Source organism: Candidatus Saccharimonadales bacterium, assembly GCA_035697325.1.
Lineage (GTDB): Bacteria > Patescibacteriota > Saccharimonadia > Saccharimonadales > Saccharimonadaceae > JALRBM01.
Genome location: DASSDB010000002.1, coordinates 32,299 through 50,950, shown reverse-complemented (window position 1 = coordinate 50,950; position 18,652 = coordinate 32,299). Strand labels below are relative to the sequence as shown.

The window sequence follows — 18,652 nt, the reverse complement described above, 5'->3', positions numbered from 1 at the left end:
TATTATACTCCAAGGTTAAAAAAAGGGGGGATCTTTTGGAAAAAACAACAACACTCCATTTGGAGTATGGAATTAACCTTCATGCTGATCATGTGTACGATACGTACGAACCATTACAGGTAACAAGCGCGTACCCCGATCCGTTTAGCACGGTTACTCGACAGGTACTTAGCGATTATACTGGCGTCGACTCCGAGATGATCGTGTGTGGAAACGGCTCTGACGAGCTTATCGATATTTATCTTCGTTTTAACAAACTAGCTGATGATCAATTGAATGTCGTGGTCATCCCACCAATGTATTATCAGTATCCGGTGTATGCATCGCATATCGGGGCGAACGTCATTAGTCTTCCGCATGATAGGACGCAGCTTTCGTCGAAGGTATTAAAAGAGTATGGGGCCGAGCCAGCGCACACTGTAGTAATGCTTGACAACCCGAGTAATCCTGCTGGCGATGTGGTAGCACGCGAACAAATTATCGAGATACTGGAGGCGGGCTATAAGGTATTTGCCGACGAAGCTTATTTTGAGTTTTATGGCAAAACAGTGAGCGATTTGATACCAGTATACCCACGTCATCTAGTCGTTTCGCGGACCCTAAGTAAGTTTTGCGCCATGGCCGGAAGTCGCTTTGGATACGTTCTTGCCGATCCGCATCTTATTAAAGAATTTAACCGGCATCGGCCGTTTTTTAATGTTAATAGTGAGGCTCAGGCGCGGACGCTTTTTGCGCTCAAAAAAATCAACGATTTTCATAGCTCCATAGCCGCGATAAAAAAGTCACATCAGACGACCGCGGACGCGGTGAATAAACTAGGGTATGAAACGTTCGCATCACTCGATCTATTCGTGATTTTCAAGCATAAAACAATGCCAAGTAATGACCTGCATAAGATACTGAGAGAAAAATACCAGATTGAAACGCATCTCTTTGACAACTTCAAAGGCCATAGTGTAATTCGGGTCGCTTCAGCCAGACAGCCTGATATGGATCGTTTGCTGGATGCACTCAAATTGCTCGCGTAAAAGGATTGAAACAGCCTCCTAGAACAAAGTTCTAGGAGGTCCGTTGTTTCACCCTAAGTTAGGCTGTGGTGCGCAATCGGTTGGCTTTGATGATCGCGTTCCGCTCACCTTCACTAAGCCCGCCCCAGACGCCGTAAGCTTCCGGAGCAGTGAATGAGTGTTCCCGACACCGCTCGAGTACGGGACAGGTCTGACAGATGGCTTTTGCACGTGCTTCTCGACGTGCTCGCTCCAGCCCACGGCATCCGTCGGGCAGGAAGAACGTGGCGCTGTCCTCGTCGCGACAGTTGCCGAGGCGCTGCCAATCCCACATGTCCGAGACGGGGCCAGGTAGCCGCTTGTACTGAGGTGCCACTGCGTCCTCTTTTCATTTGGGTGCAACGTAAGAATACGATAGCATAATCTGAATATTTGCACAAATATTAACAGGGGTAGAAACTGTGACTGATATCACCCAATAAGAGAAGCCTCGTGATATAATGAGAAGATAATCGCACCGTGGCATAGTAAGTGGTGGATGGAGGAATTCCTATACTATACAAGGAACTTCTCCACCCGTTACTTATTCGCTTTAACAAACGGGCGAATAAAAATAAGGAGGACATATAATGTCTACAATCAACCCAAATGGCAAAGAAATCATCTCTGTCAGTACTGACTTTTGCGGCAAGCCGCTTACACTAGAGGTAAACCGTGTCGGCTTTCGTACGTCGGCAAGCGTGCTCGTTACATACGGTGAGACCGTCGTGCTTGGAACGGCTATGGCCGGACGTACGCAAACAGGGATGGATTACTTTCCGCTTTCTATCGACTATGAAGAAAAATTTTATGCAGCTGGAAAAATCTCAGGCAGTCGCTTTATCAAGCGTGAGGGGCGTCCTAGTGACGAAGCGATTCTTATCGGCCGTCTTATCGATCGCCCGATTCGCCCGCTCTTTCCAAAGGGATATCGCCAAGAAGTGCAGGTGGTGGCAAGTGTCCTCTCGATGGATCCGGATTTCCGCCCCGATGCAATTGCTATGATCGCAGCAAGCACCGCTATTATGCTTTCGGGCGTACCATTTGATGGGCCTGTCGCTGGGCTCCGTGTTGCTCACGTTAACGGTGAATTCAAAGCTTTTGCAACGCCTGAAGAACGTGCCGCAAGTGAGCTTGATCTCGTGGTTGCGGGAATCGAGAGCGGCATTACGATGGTTGAAGCCGGAGCAAACGAAGTCACCGAAGACGTCGTTATCGATGCACTTGCCTGGGCTTACGAGGCTTTTCAACCAGCAATCGCACTACAAAAAGAATTGGTTGAAAAAATCGCTCCACAACCAGTCGAATATGAGCTTGTCTTGCCAAATGAAGATTTTCAGAAAATCGTCGATGAATGGATGGAGGGTAAGATCGGTGAAGACCTTCGCAAGCCATACCCTGAGCGAAACGAAATGGTAGCCCAACTTCGAGACGAGTTCCATGCGGCAATGATTGAAAAATTCGGCGAAGAAGACTATCAGGAACTCAGAGATGAATACAATGAAGCCTTCACTATGGCGCTTCATAAAGATGTGCGAAAAGGCATCGTTGAACATGGCACTCGCCCAGATGGCCGTAAATTGGATGAAATCCGCCAGCTCTCAAGCGAGGTTGGTATATTGCCGCGAACGCATGGCTCAAGCCTCTTCACTCGTGGTGTTACTCAGGGTATGAACATCGTTACCTTAGCACCGCTGAGCTATGCGCAACTTGTCGATACGATGGAAGTCAATGATGGCGAGCGTCGTTATATGCATCACTACAATGCTCCTGGGTATACCGTAGGCGAAGTCCGTCGCCTCGGTAGTCCGGGTCGCCGTGAAATTGGGCATGGCTACCTGGCGGAGCGTGCTGTTCTTCCCATGCTCCCTAGCGAAGAAGAATTCCCGTATGCAATCCGTAGTGTGACGGAAATCATGAGCCAGAATGGTTCAACCTCTATGGCAGCAACCTGTAGCAGCGTTTTGGCACTGATGGATGCAGGTGTTCCGCTCAAACGTCCAGTTAGCGGTATCGCTATGGGTCTGATGATGGATGGCGATACACCATATGTATTAAGCGACATCGCTGACGCCGAAGACTTTGCCGGCGACATGGACTTTAAGGTCACTGGTACCGAGCAGGGAATCACCGCCATTCAAATGGATATGAAAGTTCACGGTCTTCCGGTAGAGATCCTTGGTGAAGCCATCCGTAAGGCAAAGCCGGGTCGTGCACATATCTTAGAGCATATGCTTTCAACGTTGGCCGCACCACGAACCACAATCAGTCCATACGCCCCACGTATCGAAAAAATCAAGATTAACCCGGAGAAAATCGGCGCTGTCATTGGTAAGGGCGGAGAAGTCATCAACAAAATTACTGCTGAGACCGGTGCTGAAATCGATATTAAAGAGGATGGCCTCATTACCGTTTCTGCTTCAGATACGACAAATATCGAAAAAGCACTTGCCTGGATCAAGAGCCTTACCGAAGAACCTGAAGTGGGCAAGATCTACGAAGGCAAGGTCGTAAGCATCAAAGATTTCGGCGCATTCGTAAATATTATGCCGGGTATCGACGGCATGGTCCACATTTCACAACTCTCTAAGGACCGTGTTGAAAAGGTGACTGATGTTCTCCATGAAGGTCAGATGGTAAAGGCGAAACTGACTGGAATCGATGAGCGAGGTCGCTTAAGCCTTAGCATTAAAGCTGTCGACGAATAGTTGTAAAAAATCTAATTGCAAACAGATGTAATCAGGCGTACAATTACACCTGCGGACGAGCTACATACACACAAGGAGTGTAGCAATGGAATCAAGGATCGCTCTGGACGACACCCAGTCCAGAATCGTCAAGTGGCTCGGCGACGGATACGACAACGAGGCCATCGCGGCCAAGATGTCGATACCGGTTGCGGACGTCGAACTCCATATCAAGGAGTTGTCTGATCTGTTCGGTGTGGACACACCAGCGGGAATCGTTGGTAAGTCGCTGGCCCACAAGTGCATCAGTGTTTATGACTTCAGCCCACTACCGCTTTCCAAATAAGGAAGAGAGTGCGCTCGTCCGCACTCTTCACTGGTTATATAAAACAACCCCTAAGCTGAGGGGTTGTTTGATTCTCAACAGGGAGCTGGGGAGAGTGCAAGGGAATAAACCTGGCACTCTCACCCATAGAGCCGCTAGGTGCAGGCATCGGTTGATTCCGTTCTTTCAGTGTCAGTTGATGGCGTACCAAGATCTTCGGATGGTCCTGTGCGCTGAGCTGGGATTTCCTCGATTTTCTGGTCCGCCTTCTCCTTTGGCGCGTAGTAACGCTTTCCCCAACAAATAATGCAGAAGGGGTCGCGGCCGCCACACTTGTGACACACATACCGAGCCATATGTATCTTCACCTCCTCTCAAAAAGAGTAGTGGCTCCTCCTTATAATACGAGAATAACTTTCTAAAAAGCAAAATAACTCCTTATGAACGGAGTCGTTTTTATGATAATTTCAGAGCTTCTTAGAGGCTAAGGAAGTATTTCTACATCCCATTCTTGGCCAATGGCCAAGAATGGGATGTAAATTGCTACCAGCTGTTGCGGATGTTCAGGTTGCTCTTGTAGGGCGGAACCTTGATTTGCACAGACTGGCTGAGCGCACCGCCCGAGACATTACCCGAGACGAAGCCCACCTGGAGGTTGAGGTCGCCGCTCAGTGTGGCGTTGCCGCCGTCCCCGGTGAGGTTCAGGACACCAGCGACAACTTCAGCCTCGCAGTTCACCCCATCGGGGACAACAACGACGATGTCATCTCCGACTTCTGCCGTCTGCGTCGTGTATGTAGCCACGCGTGTCGACTGGATCGTGTGGATCTCGTTGGCCGGAAATCTGTATTCCATGACCATCCCTCTGTAGTTGGTTGATACGCCCCGGTATTATGCCAGAAATATAGCTGTTTATCAATCCTGTACGTATGCAAAACCGCAGGTCGTTTGCCTTATTTATAAGCACTCTGTAAAGTAAAGTTATGAGCAGCGATGACGATAAACAAGCCCAGCTGGACCGAATCAAACAAGAAATTATCGATAAAAAAATTTGTTCGGAACTAGCGGAGCAGGCGACAAACCTTGTTATGGGCGATGGAAATATCAATGCCGAAATCGTATTTATTGGTGAAGCACCCGGTAAAAATGAGGATGAGCAAGGGCTTCCATTTGTGGGCGCCGCGGGAAAATTTCTTAATGAAATGCTTGCTGAAGTTGGCATGCAACGGAGCGACGTGTACATTACAAACATCGTAAAATATCGCCCTCCAAATAATCGCGACCCTTTACCCGAGGAAAAGAAAGCGTTTTGGCCTTATCTTCTAAAACAACTTCAGATTATTAAGCCAAAGGTAGTGATTACGCTCGGGCGGCACAGCATGGAATATTTTTTGCCCGGTATGCGCATAAGCGCCATACATGGCCAACCTAAAAGAATCCAATTTGGCAAAGATAAGCTCGTTATTATCCCTCTATTTCATCCGGCCGCGGCGCTTTACAATGGCAGTATGCGCCAAACATTAATAGACGATTTTGTTATGGTGCCAGAAATAATCAAAAAGATTTAAAATAGTGAAGCAGTGAAGCCCGCTCGTATTTCAGAGCGGGCGTTCACCTCGATTGTCCAACTACAGATCAGGCCGCCACGCGTTCGATGCCGGTCTTAATTTCGGCATTGTACAGCTTGGGTCGGTTCAGGAAGGCTATGTGCTTGCCTTCGGGAACAATCCCACCCTCCATCGGCCCCTGGTCATTCTGCCAGTGACTCCGGGAGTTTTCACCTACGAAATCATCGGCACCCGAGCGGATGTAATACCAGGTGACATCAGTGAGTCTCTCTATCGGATCATGAGAGAACACGTAGTCGCCCTGGTTGATCCAGCAGCTGGTTTCCCAGGTCTCGTAGCTCTGCCAGAGTGCTTCGAGCTGCTGTCGGTTGGCGTCGGGATCGATTAGGGCGGGCGCATTGCGGTCGAACGGCGGGTGATACCACTGGTTGGTGATACCGCCCAGGGGGAGCCACGAGAACTGCTTCAGAATCCAGGGGATTCCGATGACATCGCTGCCCGAGGCCGGTGCGTCGATCAGGACAACACCGAACTTGCGCGTGTCGCCGCTGACTCTCAGCTTTTTGATGATGTCATAGCTGAGCAGGCCACCGAGTGATGCGCCAACGAAGATGACATGCTCGTCATCTGCGATTCTCGCGATCACGAAGTCCTCAATCTTTTTGCTCGAGAACTTTCCCGAAGCATACTCGATCACGTCAACATTCTTTGCTTCCGCCTGAAGCATTGCCAGCATGCCGGCCGCCTGTGCGGACGGAGACGCGCCGGCTCCACCAAGGAAGACGATGCGACCTACCTTAGTACCCGTGCCCTTATAGGACTGAACTGTGGGTTCGTCCGACAGGGCGAGGCGAGAGGCAGCATCCAGGCCGATGTAGGCCAAGAGGGGGCTGATTGTGACCATGAAGATCATGAACAGGCCGATGTAGCGGGGAATCCGCCACATCCAGCGGTACAGATGGCGGATTGCCTTGAAAGGCAAAAGAAGCCAGCGCACAGGCTGTCCCTTTCTGTAGTCGAGTTGTCGAGGTGCTTGATTTAATTATAACATATTTTAACTATAAAATCAATTTCAGGATTGCTTTATGGATACTTGTTTGCTATACTGAAAGCACTCAACAGGGGAACGTATACAAACTAACAGAGTAATATCCCCGTCTTGTACATGGTGTATAAAGATATCATTTTCGAATGTAACAAAAGGAGAACAATATAATTATGGGTCAACGACGACTCGCTGGCGCGCAATCTGACGACATGTCAAAGCGGCCAAACTCACAAAAACCAAAGCCGAATAACAATACCGTGCTTGCAAATACTAGTACTCGTAAGGGCGAAGCCTTCAGGGCGCAGCGTCGCACCAGTGAAAACGTCAATCTTCGTGCCAGTCAGCACGTGGTAAACGTACCGGTTAACAAATCAATCTATAACGGCTACCAAGGGCGTCAATTCAGCATGGCTGATCAACCAAAACGCTCTCGCAGCCCACGCCCAACCCTCCGGGTTATGCCTATCGGCGGCCTTGGCGAAATGGGTATCGGCAAAAACATGATGGCGATTGAATACGATAATGACATCATCGTTATTGATATGGGCTTTTTATTCCCCGGTGCAGATTACCCAGGCATCAACTATATTACCCCCGATATCAACTACCTTGAAGAAAACAAGCACAAGATTCGTGGTCATATCTTTACCCATGGACACCTTGACCATATTGGTGCTTTTCGTCATCTCATTCATCGCATTCCTGCGCCCGTTTACGGAAGTAAATTCACTCTTGGGATGTTGCAACGAACCATGGAAGAAGCTACTAGTGGCTACGAACCGCAATATAATGAGCTTAACCCTGAGTCGCACGAACGCGTACAGCTGGGCGATAGCTTCTCTGTAGAGCTCGTGCGTGTTAATCACTCGATTCCTGATGCAACTGCGGTTGTGGTCCGAACACCGCTTGGTGTGGTGGTTGATACGGGTGACTGGCGTTTTGAGGAAAACCCGGTGGATGGCAAAAAATTTGATCTCGAACGCCTCACCGAAATCGCTACAAAAGAAGGCATTTTGCTCCTTATGAACGAAAGTACTAACTGTGAGTCTGAAGGAACGCACAATCATGGTGAGTTCGATATCCAACATAGTATGGGTGAAGTCATGCAAAAGTACCCCAACAGCCGCTTGATTCTCAGTTGTTTCTCTAGCCAGATCCATCGTATGCAGGTGATTTTGGAAGAAGCCAAAAAACACGACCGCAAAGTCGCCTTTGCTGGCTATAGCATGATCCAGAACCTCGAGGTTGCGCTTCGTGCAGGGGTTATTAAGGTACCAAAAGATGTTGTAGTGAAGATGGAAGACATCGTAAAACTTCCTGATAGTAAGGTGACGATTGTTTGTACCGGTTCTCAGGGTGAGTTCAATGCTGTGCTGAACCGCATGGCTTCTGGTGCGCATAAATTTATCAAAATCAAAAACAGCGACGTCGTCGTATTCTCATCAAACCCGATTCCCGGTAACGAAAAGTACGTTGTTCGTACTGTTGATGGTCTTATGCGAGAGGGAAGCGACGTTATCCAGAATGGCAAGACGCATCTTACCGGTGTCGGCCCACTCCACCTTTCGGGTCATGGGTATTACGATGATCACGTAAAGCTCGTAAATGCGCTTAATCCAAAGTATTACATGCCGATCCACGGAGAATTCCACATGCTTGTCCACAATGCTGAGCTTGCAGAAAAAGAATGTGGAATCCCGCGCGATAACATCTTTGTTTGCGATAGTGGCGATGTGCTTGAATTTGATGGTTCAACTGCCAAAAAAGCTGGCCGTATTCCTGTCGGTGGCATCATGTACGATGACAGTGGTGCAATCGTCAGCGAAGTAGTCCTAAAAGACCGCATCCACATGGCATCAGAAGGTATGTTTGTGGTGATCCTTACGGTTGCTCGCGGTAACGGCCGCCTGCTTACCAGCCCAGACATCATTTCGCGTGGCTTTATTTACTTGCGCGACAGCGAAGAGCTGATGGGAATCATCCGCCAATATCTTAAGCAAAAAGTTGCTCGCAGCTTTAGTAATAAGAAAATTGATCTTGATGTAATTAAAAAAGAGCTTAAGGATGAGATTACACACATTTTGTATGATCAGACTCGTCGTACGCCGATCGTGATTCCGGTAATTAATGAAATTGGTGGCGGGGCTCCTCAGCAAGATCGTCAGCGCCCAGGGCAGCCGCAAGGTAGTCGCCGTGACATACTGCCAAAACCTTCAGGAAAAACCTTTCCTGAGCCAGTGATTCCTGACACGGAAGTGGTCGAGCCCATGACCAAGGTCGAAGCTCGCGATTACTAACAGATTACTTTGAAATGCAAAAGCCTCACCCAATATGCCTAAGATGAGGCTTTTAAGCACTTGCATTATGTAGTAATTTTTGCTATAATATAAATTACTAAACAACAGTAAAAGCGCTTATAATAAACAGGTATGGCAAAGAGAAAACGAACCGCAAAACACAGCAGAGCTAAAAAAATAGCTCCAAAGCATAGTTTGCCAGTAGGGTTTTGGTCGCAAGTAGGGGCAGTGTTCCTTATTGCTATCTCACTTCTTTTTATTGTGGCATGGTTTGGTGCCGGCGGCCCCGTGCTGGAATGGTTTCAGAACACCGCTGTTTTAGCTGTTGGCTATGCTGTGTACGTTATCCCTCTGATATTCATTTATATCGCTGTTGAAATCTTCAGAGCCGAAGAAAACCGCTTATCGTTTGTAGTAAAACTTGCAGCCGCGCTTATTGTCGTGTGGTTTTCTGGTCTATTTGGTCTTATGAAGAACGGAGCGGGCGAAGCAACGGGCGGGTTCGTTGGCAATACTATCAATAATGCGATCCTTTCTCTGGTCGATGCCGGTATTGCCGCATTCATTTACGTACTTCTTATCGTCGTAACAGCGCTATTTATGCTGAGAGTCTCCCCAATTACGGTCATTCGTCATCTCTGGGAGCTTATGCGCCGCGACGTAGGTGAAGACAGCGAAAACGTTCAGGTTATGCGTAAAGCCGCCACAGCGGACGCCCCAAAGTCACGCACTATAGGGGAGCTCAAGTTGAACGCCGGTGTGCCGACACTTGACTCTGAGAGCGACAAAAAAACAAGTCATCTCTCAAGTCTTCGTGGGAGTGTAAAACAGGACAAAGTTGCAGAAGAGCAAGCCGCACTCGTGGCGGTGAGCGATCCCAACTGGCAGCCGCCGAGCATCGATCTGCTTGAAAAAAAGCAGTCTCCGGCAGATGCCGGTGACGTTCAGCAGAACGCCCAAACGATCCGCGATACGTTAAGTGAGTTCAATATTGATGTTGAAATGGAAGGCGCGAACATTGGTCCGAAGGTAACCCAATACACCCTAAAGCCGCCAAGCGGCGTCAAGCTGACGCGTATTACCGCGCTTGAGACGAACATCGCGCTTAACCTGGCTGCTCAAAGCCTTCGTATTGAAGCGCCGATTCCTGGTCAGCGCGCAGTTGGTATTGAAGTACCAAACCGTAAAGCGGCAGATGTCCGCTTGCACGGAATTCTGACAGCAAAACAATGGAAGAATGAGCATGAACCACTGGCATTTGCAATTGGCAAAGACATTTCTGGTGAAGCGGTCGTAGGTGAGCTTAATAAAATGCCACATCTCCTTATTGCCGGTCAGACGGGTAGTGGTAAGTCAGTCATGATTAATACGCTTCTCACGAGCCTTTTATATCGTAATAGCCCAAGCGAAATGAAGCTGATTTTGGTTGACCCTAAGCAGGTTGAAATGGCACCCTACGAGGATATTCCACACCTTCTTACGCCGGTGATTACCGAGCCTGAAAAAACGATTAGCGCCTTAAAGTGGGCGGTAAACGAAATGGAACGGCGCTATAAGCTGCTGGCTGAAGAAAAGATCCGCGATATTAAAAGCTACAACCAAAAAATCCAATCCGGTACGAAAAAGATTTCGGTCCCAGATGAGGACGGCAACGAGCAGCGTGTTGATGAAGGCGCTATGCCATACATCGTGATTGTGATCGACGAGCTCGCCGATCTGATGATGGTTGCAGCACGTGATGTAGAAGCCTTGATCGTGCGCTTGGCGCAAAAAGCCCGTGCGGTGGGTATTCACCTTGTACTTGCGACGCAGCGTCCAAGCGTGGATGTTATCACCGGCCTTATTAAGGCGAACGTACCGGCGCGTATTGCCTTTACGGTAGCAAGCCAAATCGATAGCCGCACCATTCTCGACCAAATTGGTGCCGAGAAGCTGCTTGGCCAGGGTGACATGCTGCTATTAACGCCAAGCATGAGCAAGCCGAAACGTATTCAGGGTGCATGGGTAATGGACGAAGAAGTCGTAAAAATTACCGACCATCTTCGTATGCAATCCGCACCACAATATAACGATGAGATCATTTCTCAGCCCGTTCAGCTTAATGGTAAAGGTGGCGTTGTTATGGACTTCGACGGCGGCGGTGATGACGATATGTACAAAGACGCCCTTCGTGTTGTGGTTGAGAGTGGTAAAGCCTCAACCTCACTATTGCAACGACGTCTTCGTGTCGGCTACGCTCGAGCAGCCCGTATTATCGAGCAGATGGAAGAACAAGGCGTCATTGGCCCAGCTGACGGCGCTCGTCCACGCGAAGTACTTATTACCAATCTTGACGACCTCTCTCCAAGCGCCGAAGCCTAAATCTGAGTTGAACAGGGTATTAAAGTCTAACTCCAGCTTTACTCTCTGGTAATAATGGCATAAATCTGGTAAAATAAAGGTGTTAATAACTCGGCTTGCTTTAAAAGAGCAAGCATCCAAATGGATTCCAGAGGAGGAAATCATGAAAGAATATGAACTGACCGTTCTGATTCATCCCGATTTAGAGGCTAATCTGAACGCGCCGCTCGAAAAAGTGCGCAGTATCATTAAAAACGCAGGTGGTGAGATCACTCGCGAGGATAACTGGGGTAAGAAGAAGTTGGCGTACCGCATCAACCGCGAGGACTTCGCTGTATACATCTACTTTGACGTTCAGCTCCCCGCTGATGCACCACTAAAAATCAGCAACGTACTCAATATTACCGACGAAGTACTCCGCTATCTGCTTGTAACGGTAGACGAGAAGGCTAAAAAAGCTCTCGAACAAGCAAACAGCGATGATAACGAAGCAAAAGACGAAGAATAGAAGGGGAAATCCATGGCCAAAAGTATCAATCAAGTAATTTTGATGGGGCGCCTAACGCGTGACCCAGAAACCCGTACAACAACAAGCGGTAAAACTATTGCAAGCTTCAGTCTTGCGGTTGATCGAGGCGGCCAGGATGATGCAACTGACTTCTTCGAAGTAACAGCTTGGGAAAAACTCGGTGAACTTGTGAGCCAGTATCTTTCAAAGGGCCGCCGCTGCCTTGTGCAGGGCCGTCTTCGCCAAGATAGCTGGGACGACAAAGAAACCGGCAAGAAACGCAGCAGGATAGAAGTGGTCGCAACTGATGTTACCTTTCTCGATGGCCCAAGCGGTGATGGCGGAAATGCTCCATCAGCACCTCGCGCTTCAAGCGCACCAAAAAAGTCTGACGATGTCGTCATTGAAGACATCGATGACAAACCTATTGATTTAAGTGAAATTCCATTCTAAGGAGAACCTATATGGCTTTAACGAAGCGATTTAAGAAAGACACGCCTGAGTACTTTGACTACAAAGACGTAAAAACACTACAGCGTTACATCGATGCATACGGCCAGATCGAGCCGATTACCAAGACAGGTCTAAGTACGAAACAACAACGCCAACTTGCAACCGCAATTAAGCGTGCGCGTCACTTGGCGCTACTTCCATTCGTAACTTCTAACTAGGTTGTAGGTACGCGTGGCAGAACGTGTGACAAGAAGCGCAGTTGCCGTTATTGAAACGACAGAAAGTTTTGTATTGCAGCGGCGCCCTGATCTACCCGGAAAACTAGCGTATCCGGGTATGCTTCAGTTTTTTGGCGGTCATGTCGAAAAGCATGAAGAAAAGCAAGATGAAGCCGTCGTCGTAGCGCGTGAGCTTGAGGAAGAGGCAACAATAAATCTATCACCCGAAGCGTTTACTGAACATTGGAGAGGTGAATTTGAAGGAACCGGCAAACAGGGTGAGCCTGTGCTTCGCCATGTGGCCGTGTATCATCTTGGCTTAACGGCACTGGGCCGAGAGACTATGGTTTTGAAAGAAGCTGGCGAAATCGTCGATATTCCAAAAAATAGAGAAGGTCTTGAGGCGAGTGCTCGTGAGTTAACGCCCTTTGCATACAAAACACTAAAAGGGATCATTACAGAAAGAGAATCGCAGGATGCGTCGGCTTAATATTGCGCTTGGGATTATTTGCCAGGGTACTAACTATTTGTTGCAGCTTCGTGGGGATGATCCTATGATTGGCGCTGCGGGACGAATAGGCGCCTTCGGTGGAAAGCTTGAACAAGGTGAGACGGCCGCCGAGGCGGTATGTAGAGAACTCGCCGAAGAAACAACGCTGCTTCCCGCTATCGAAGATTTGACGTATCTTGGAGAACTCGATATCATCTCTGACCATCGTCTTGAGGATGTGCAAGTTCATGCAACGGTATTTTGTCTTCAGATTGACGCGAGTGTTAAAGTGCATCCCAAGGAAGGTGACATAGTGGCCATGACGAAAGCTGAAGCGCTTGAGCAGCGTGATCGATTAACGCCAGCAACGAAAGTATGTTTTGAACGACTTATAGTATAGGAAAGGATTAAAGATATGTATCAGCCAACAGATTTGAAAAAAGGGACGGTCGTCCAGCTTGAAGGAAAGCCATATCGTGTGATTGAGTATGGGCAAAAGGTAATGGGCCGCGGGGGAAGCATTGTCAATGTCCGCCTGAAAAACTTGATTGATGGAAGCGTTATTCCAAAAACATTCAAAGGGCAAGATAAGATCGAACCGGCAGAAGTGAGTAACAAATCTGTCCAGTATCTTTACCGGGATGGCGAAACATTCTACTTTATGGATCCGGAGACATTTGAGCAATTTGAGCTTTCAAGCGATATCGTTGATACGGCTGCTGGATACCTTAAAGAAGGTGACATGCTTTCCCTTCAGTTCTTTGGCGATCTTGTTATCAATGTGGAACTTCCAAAGAATCTCTACCTTGAAGTAACTTACGCAGAGGATGTAGTAAAAGGTGATACGACCAGCAGCGTACTAAAAGATGCCACGCTTGAAACAGGCATTACCGTAAAGGTACCGGCCTTTATCAAGGTAGGGGATATCATCTCAGTCGATACCGCCACCGGCGAGTACCGCGAACGCAAAAAATAACTCACGGCTGGTGGTACAATGGATCTACGGGTATGATCCACAAAAAACAAACAGCTGATTTATGGTATACACGCTTAAAACCTTCAAAACGCGCGCTTGTTATTATTGGTGCCGTCTTTGTTTTATTTGTCGTTGGCGCTCAACTACTGTATCCACAGGGGAAGGGGTTGCCATTCGCCAGTGTTGCAGGCAAGTCTGTAAGATTAGCGACGCACGATGAGATGACAAAGGCAGTCGTTGACGCATTTGCAGCGTCACGTGTGAAGTTGACGGTAGGAAAAGATATCTCCGTAGAGTTTGATCTGAAACAAGCAGGGGCCGAGCCTAACACCGAAACCATGGTGGCTCGATTGAGCGATTATCCTCTGTGGCAGCGGTTTATCCCAGGTTCTATCTTTTGGCAGCCTAGTGCGGTCACACTAGCGGACGTTTACTTTACGAATAAACCGTTCAAAGATTTTATTGAAACGAAAGCTAAAGAACTTAGTTTTCCTCCTCAAAATGCAAGATTGGCCATAAAGGACGGCAGGCTTACAGCCAATGAAGCGGTAGAGGGGAGTGATGTGACATGGAGCGCACTGCTTGATACGGTAAGCCGGGCGCAGATCACCCTTGGCACAACGACTACGATTGAGGCACCCTCAAAGCGATTGAAAGCCGAGCGTTATTCAAAAGATCTTGCTTCAGTGCAAAAAGATGCCGAGGCAGCGCTCGGGCATAATGTATCACTTACCGCAGGGAGCAAAACATTCACGCCTTCTAAAAATGAAATCGCATCATGGATTCTTCTCGACGACAACGGTGGCAAGGTGACACTTTCTGTTGATAAAGAAAAAATAAAGGCGTACCTCACCACGATTAATAAAGAGGTAGGTGTGCCAGCAGGTCAGACGAATATTTCTATCGTTGATGGCCGCGAAACGGGGCGCGTGACAGGTGAAACTGGCCGTGCGATCGATATTCAGTCGGTTGCGGATCAGCTCGCCATGAAAATTTTAGTACCACCGGCCACGATCGCATTATCTGCGCCGTTTGTCGACGTTCTGCCAAGCGTCATTTTCAATAGTAAATATACGACATCGGAGGCTGGCTTAAGGGCATACGTTGCCGACGTAGCTGCTACCAAGAATATTCGTATCTCTATTCAGCAAATCGACGGCCCAAGGTGGTCGGCAGCTGCCCGCGCCAACGAAAGCACGCCTAGCGGAAGTACCTACAAGCTCTATGTCGCACTGGTGCTATTCGATAAGATGGATAAAGGTGAGATCCATTGGGATGACCCGATGCTCGATACGACTGTGGCGGGCTGTTTCGAGCGGATGACCGTCGCGTCAACCAATCCATGTGCGGAAGCCTGGATCGCGCAGTTCGGCCGTCAGTATATCAATGATTTTGTTCATGCACGCGGCTTTAGTAGCAGTACTACATTTACAGCGAATGATGCAAATCGAAGCACCGCAGCTGATCTTACAAAATATATGACAGGCTTGTTTGATAGCAGTTTGCTGAGTGGTGTCCACCGTGACCGTTTGCTCGATTCGCTTGGTCGCCATCCGTACCGCTACGGCATTCCTACCGGTAGTCAGGGTGTAGTGCACGATAAAGTGGGATTTTTATGGGACTACATCCACGACACAGCTATTGTGCAACATCCTAAAGGCACGTATATTATGACAGTTATGACAAAGGGATATTCGTATGCGACGATTGCTGCCATTACCCGTGAAGTAGAAAGAATTATGTATCCATGACCAAGATCCGATTAGATATAGCACTGACTAAGCAGGGAATTGCATCAACTCGTTCGCAGGCCGAGAGCTGGATTCGCCTTGGCAAAGTGACAGTCGATGGCAAATCGGTTACAAAGCCAGGTTTTTTTGTAAGCGATACCGCTCGCTTGAAACTCGAAGCCGACGAACAGTATGTGAGCCGGGCGGGATTGAAGCTGGCAAGCGTTGCTAAGCTGCTGGGCCTCCGGTTTGATGATGCACTTGTTCTCGATGTAGGGAGCAGCACAGGTGGCTTTACCGATTACGCTTTGCAGCACGGTGCTCGCAAAGTACTTGCCATTGATGTCGGGACCGAGCAGCTCCATCCGAGTTTGCGTGATAATTCTAAGATCGAACTCCATGAAAAAACGGATATTCGAGAGTTCTTCAGCGAAGAAAAGCCGGATATCATTGTGATCGATGTTTCGTTTATCAGTCTTCGCGAAATCTTACCTCATCTTGCCAAAAACTTATGTGGTCCAAATACACGAATCGCAGCTATGCTGAAGCCTCAGTTTGAGGCGGGGAAGGACCAGACGAACAAGGGAGTGATTAAGAATGATGCGGTTCGTCGTCAAATCTTAAAAGAGTTTGAAACGTGGGCAAAACGATACTTTGTCATACTTGATAAGCGCGACAGTGAAATAGCGGGCAGCAAGGGCAATCGCGAGCGCTTCTATCTTTTAAAAGTCGTTAGATAAACGGTGATTGACTTCTCGTGTTTATTGTGCTATTGTAAATTTAAGACACCCATAAAAACAAAAATAATGACACATATATCGCCCGAACAACTCGCTGCAAATAGGCAGAAAGCACAGGAAAACCATCGTCAACTTGCGTTAGAGCATCAAAGACGACTACACGGTATTAGAGAGTTGCGCACGAACCCGAATGAGTTATCAATTCATGAGCGGCGTGAACGATTCGAGGATGCGCAAAGGTTTACAGCGAATCATGAAGGAGTACGTAATAATCGGCGTTTCTTCACCAAAAGGGATGCCAGTGGAGTAGAAACTCCTTATGCGGCGTTTGTCCACCCTGAGGTGTTTGCACCATATGGCTATCTTGGCAGTAACTTCTCGGAAGTGGCTGAAGATCCAAGCAAAAGAAATGGCGCTCAGCATATGGCCAATTGGTTTGGTGAAAAAATTGGCGGAAGTGCCAATATTGCTATTTTTGCAATGGAAAACGGTGATGCTATCGCCATGCGCCGCTTAAAAGCGGGTGACCCCCGACTTCCCAAGTCAGTTATCCAAGCACAAGAACAAGCCAGGGCGAGGGGTATAGATCCTGATCTCAGCGCAAATTATCAGTATTTCGAGGTGCGTTCATCTAAATCGTTGCGCGAAGGGAACCGCCACGCCAATCAAGGGAGGCTGATCCATTCCAGTGCTCTAAAAGAGATGGTTGTTATCCCTGGTCTTCCCCTGAAGTTTAACAAGGATGAACATAGCGGTGTTATTCCGCGGGAAACTGAGGAGGCGGTTGCGGCCGTCTTTACACTCGATGACACAGAAAAAGGCAAACTGCCAGATGGACGGTTGGGTATAATGAATGATCCAAATAATAACCTTAACGATTTACGTGAGGAAGTGGGAGAAGCTCTAGGCACGGGAAAAAGGGTAGTTCGAAGTTTAGGAAATGTAGGACTACGAAATGGAGCTCCATAGGAATTAAAAGTCCCTACACCTTATACGTTGAAGCGAAATTCTACGACGTCGTTCGGCCGCATGACGTAATCTTTGCCTTCGGTGCGAACCTTTCCGGCGCTTTTTGCTGCTGCTTCTGAGCCTGCTTCGATAAGATCGTCATAATCAACGATTTGAGCGGCAATAAAGCCACGTTCAAAATCCGTATGAATAACACCGGCGGCCTGAGGCGCGGTAAAGCCTTTTTTGATAGTCCAAGCGCGAACTTCCTTTGGTCCGGCTGTAAGGTAACTTTGAAGCCCAAGAATGTCGTAGGCAGACTGGATCATTTGCACAAGCCCAGTCTCATTTACGCCATAACTTTCAAGCAGCTCTTCGGCATCACTTTCGTTGAGACCTTTTAGTTCTTCTTCAAGCTTAGCGCAGACAAAAACTGCTTTGTTTGGTGCGACAAGATTGATCAGCTCTGTCTTGCGGTCGTCGTCGGTGAGCGTCTCTTCATCAACATTAAAGGCGTAGATGACTGGTTTGGCAGTTAAGAGATGAAGGTCATTGATATACTCTTGGTTGAGTTCGCCCGCCTGCGATAGCGGAATGCCTTTTTCTAGCGTGCCCTTTAAGGTGAGAAGATAATCAACGCCAGCCCGAGCCGCGGGATTTGCCTTAGCTTCTTTTTGAAGTTTCGGCAGGCGGTTTTCGATGCTTTGGATATCGGCGAGAATAAGCTCGGTATTAATGATATCAATATCATCAGAGGGATGAATACGGTTGGCAACGTGAACAATATCGGTATTCACAAAAGCTCGGACGATGTGAATGATGGCATCGCACTCACGGATATTGGAAAGGAATTTATTGCCCAATCCTTCTCCCTTTGACGCGCCCGACACGAGCCCAGCGATATCAACAAAGGTGACGGTTGCAGGCACGACCTTGGCGGCATTGTACATCTCTGCGAGCTTCTCCAGGCGCTTATCCGGTACAGGAACAATGCCCGTATTAGGCTCAATGGTTGCAAATGGATAGTTGGCAGCAAGAATATCATTGTTTGTAAGGGCGTTAAAAAGCGTGGATTTCCCCACGTTTGGAAGGCCGACGATGCCGATTTCTAAACTCATAAAAACAATTATAGCATCAACAGAGGTAGGAGAGAAGCACTAGTTGACTATCTTAGCTTTTTGTGATATGATTTTATTAAAGTAAAGAAAAACAAATATGCCCGTAGAACAACTTGCTACATCCACTTACGAACAAAAATCAGAAACATCTGCCGATAAA

General features: G+C 48.1%; 19 protein-coding genes. 15 read left to right on the top strand and 4 right to left on the bottom strand.

Features of this window, described 5'->3' with window-relative positions:
• Positions 1-35 precede the first annotated feature (35 nt).
• The 3 genes from VFH06_00600 to VFH06_00590 all read left to right on the top strand — a co-directional run bounded on the left by VFH06_00600 (position 36) and on the right by VFH06_00590 (position 4,079).
• Positions 36-1,028: a histidinol-phosphate transaminase gene (locus VFH06_00600; GenBank protein ID HET6746588.1), complete on the top strand. Its 993-nt coding sequence runs from the start codon at positions 36-38 to the stop codon at positions 1,026-1,028.
• Between the two features lie 608 nt (positions 1,029-1,636).
• Positions 1,637-3,754, top strand: coding sequence for a polyribonucleotide nucleotidyltransferase (gene pnp, locus VFH06_00595; protein HET6746587.1), 2,118 nt, complete (start codon positions 1,637-1,639; stop codon positions 3,752-3,754).
• A gap of 85 nt (positions 3,755-3,839) precedes the next feature.
• On the top strand, positions 3,840-4,079 hold the full coding sequence (locus tag VFH06_00590; GenBank protein ID HET6746586.1) for a hypothetical protein: 240 nt from the start codon (positions 3,840-3,842) through the stop codon (positions 4,077-4,079).
• 134 nt (positions 4,080-4,213) lie between these two features.
• On the opposite strand, the gene VFH06_00585 is transcribed toward VFH06_00590, so the two are convergent.
• Both VFH06_00585 and VFH06_00580 read right to left on the bottom strand, forming a co-directional pair.
• Entirely contained in the window at positions 4,214-4,414 is a 201-nt protein-coding gene (locus VFH06_00585; GenBank protein HET6746585.1) for a hypothetical protein, read from the bottom strand.
• A 187-nt stretch (positions 4,415-4,601) separates the two neighbouring features.
• Positions 4,602-4,913, bottom strand: a complete 312-nt coding sequence (locus tag VFH06_00580) for a hypothetical protein (GenBank protein HET6746584.1) — start codon at positions 4,911-4,913, stop codon at positions 4,602-4,604.
• Positions 4,914-5,041: 128 nt separating this feature from the next.
• Between VFH06_00580 and VFH06_00575 the strand changes: the two genes are divergently transcribed.
• Entirely contained in the window at positions 5,042-5,626 is a 585-nt protein-coding gene (locus tag VFH06_00575; GenBank protein HET6746583.1) for a uracil-DNA glycosylase, read from the top strand.
• Positions 5,627-5,693: 67 nt separating this feature from the next.
• Here VFH06_00575 and VFH06_00570 read toward each other — a convergent pair whose 3' ends face one another.
• On the bottom strand, positions 5,694-6,623 hold the full coding sequence (locus VFH06_00570) for an alpha/beta hydrolase (protein ID HET6746582.1): 930 nt from the start codon (positions 6,621-6,623) through the stop codon (positions 5,694-5,696).
• A gap of 221 nt (positions 6,624-6,844) precedes the next feature.
• Between VFH06_00570 and VFH06_00565 the strand changes: the two genes are divergently transcribed.
• The 11 genes from VFH06_00565 to VFH06_00515 all read left to right on the top strand — a co-directional run bounded on the left by VFH06_00565 (position 6,845) and on the right by VFH06_00515 (position 17,395).
• On the top strand, positions 6,845-8,971 hold the full coding sequence (locus VFH06_00565) for a ribonuclease J (GenBank protein ID HET6746581.1): 2,127 nt from the start codon (positions 6,845-6,847) through the stop codon (positions 8,969-8,971).
• A gap of 132 nt (positions 8,972-9,103) precedes the next feature.
• Positions 9,104-11,332 carry a DNA translocase FtsK 4TM domain-containing protein gene (locus VFH06_00560; GenBank protein HET6746580.1) on the top strand — a complete coding sequence of 743 codons (2,229 nt, stop codon included), beginning with the start codon at positions 9,104-9,106 and terminating at the stop codon, positions 11,330-11,332.
• 142 nt (positions 11,333-11,474) lie between these two features.
• Positions 11,475-11,819 (top strand): 30S ribosomal protein S6, encoded by a 345-nt coding sequence (rpsF, locus tag VFH06_00555; GenBank protein ID HET6746579.1) that lies wholly within the window; start codon positions 11,475-11,477, stop codon positions 11,817-11,819.
• Positions 11,820-11,831: 12 nt separating this feature from the next.
• A complete protein-coding gene (locus VFH06_00550) occupies positions 11,832-12,272 on the top strand; it encodes a single-stranded DNA-binding protein (GenBank protein ID HET6746578.1) in 441 nt (146 codons plus the stop codon).
• 11 nt (positions 12,273-12,283) lie between these two features.
• Positions 12,284-12,490 carry a 30S ribosomal protein S18 gene (gene rpsR, locus VFH06_00545; protein ID HET6746577.1) on the top strand — a complete coding sequence of 69 codons (207 nt, stop codon included), beginning with the start codon at positions 12,284-12,286 and terminating at the stop codon, positions 12,488-12,490.
• Positions 12,491-12,503: 13 nt separating this feature from the next.
• Entirely contained in the window at positions 12,504-12,980 is a 477-nt protein-coding gene (locus tag VFH06_00540; GenBank protein HET6746576.1) for an NUDIX domain-containing protein, read from the top strand.
• Positions 12,967-13,380 carry an NUDIX domain-containing protein gene (locus tag VFH06_00535; protein HET6746575.1) on the top strand — a complete coding sequence of 138 codons (414 nt, stop codon included), beginning with the start codon at positions 12,967-12,969 and terminating at the stop codon, positions 13,378-13,380. Before VFH06_00540 ends, VFH06_00535 begins: the two co-directional genes overlap by 14 nt.
• Before the next feature lie 15 nt (positions 13,381-13,395).
• Positions 13,396-13,956 carry an elongation factor P gene (gene efp, locus VFH06_00530; protein ID HET6746574.1) on the top strand — a complete coding sequence of 187 codons (561 nt, stop codon included), beginning with the start codon at positions 13,396-13,398 and terminating at the stop codon, positions 13,954-13,956.
• Positions 13,957-13,988: 32 nt separating this feature from the next.
• Positions 13,989-15,707 carry a serine hydrolase gene (locus VFH06_00525; GenBank protein HET6746573.1) on the top strand — a complete coding sequence of 573 codons (1,719 nt, stop codon included), beginning with the start codon at positions 13,989-13,991 and terminating at the stop codon, positions 15,705-15,707.
• Positions 15,704-16,426 (top strand): TlyA family RNA methyltransferase, encoded by a 723-nt coding sequence (locus VFH06_00520; protein ID HET6746572.1) that lies wholly within the window; start codon positions 15,704-15,706, stop codon positions 16,424-16,426. Before VFH06_00525 ends, VFH06_00520 begins: the two co-directional genes overlap by 4 nt.
• 66 nt (positions 16,427-16,492) lie before the next feature.
• A complete protein-coding gene (locus VFH06_00515) occupies positions 16,493-17,395 on the top strand; it encodes a hypothetical protein (GenBank protein HET6746571.1) in 903 nt (300 codons plus the stop codon).
• A 20-nt stretch (positions 17,396-17,415) separates the two neighbouring features.
• Here the strand turns inward: VFH06_00515 and ychF are convergent, their stop codons facing one another.
• On the bottom strand, positions 17,416-18,492 hold the full coding sequence (gene ychF / locus VFH06_00510; GenBank protein HET6746570.1) for a redox-regulated ATPase YchF: 1,077 nt from the start codon (positions 18,490-18,492) through the stop codon (positions 17,416-17,418).
• Positions 18,493-18,652 lie beyond the last annotated feature (160 nt).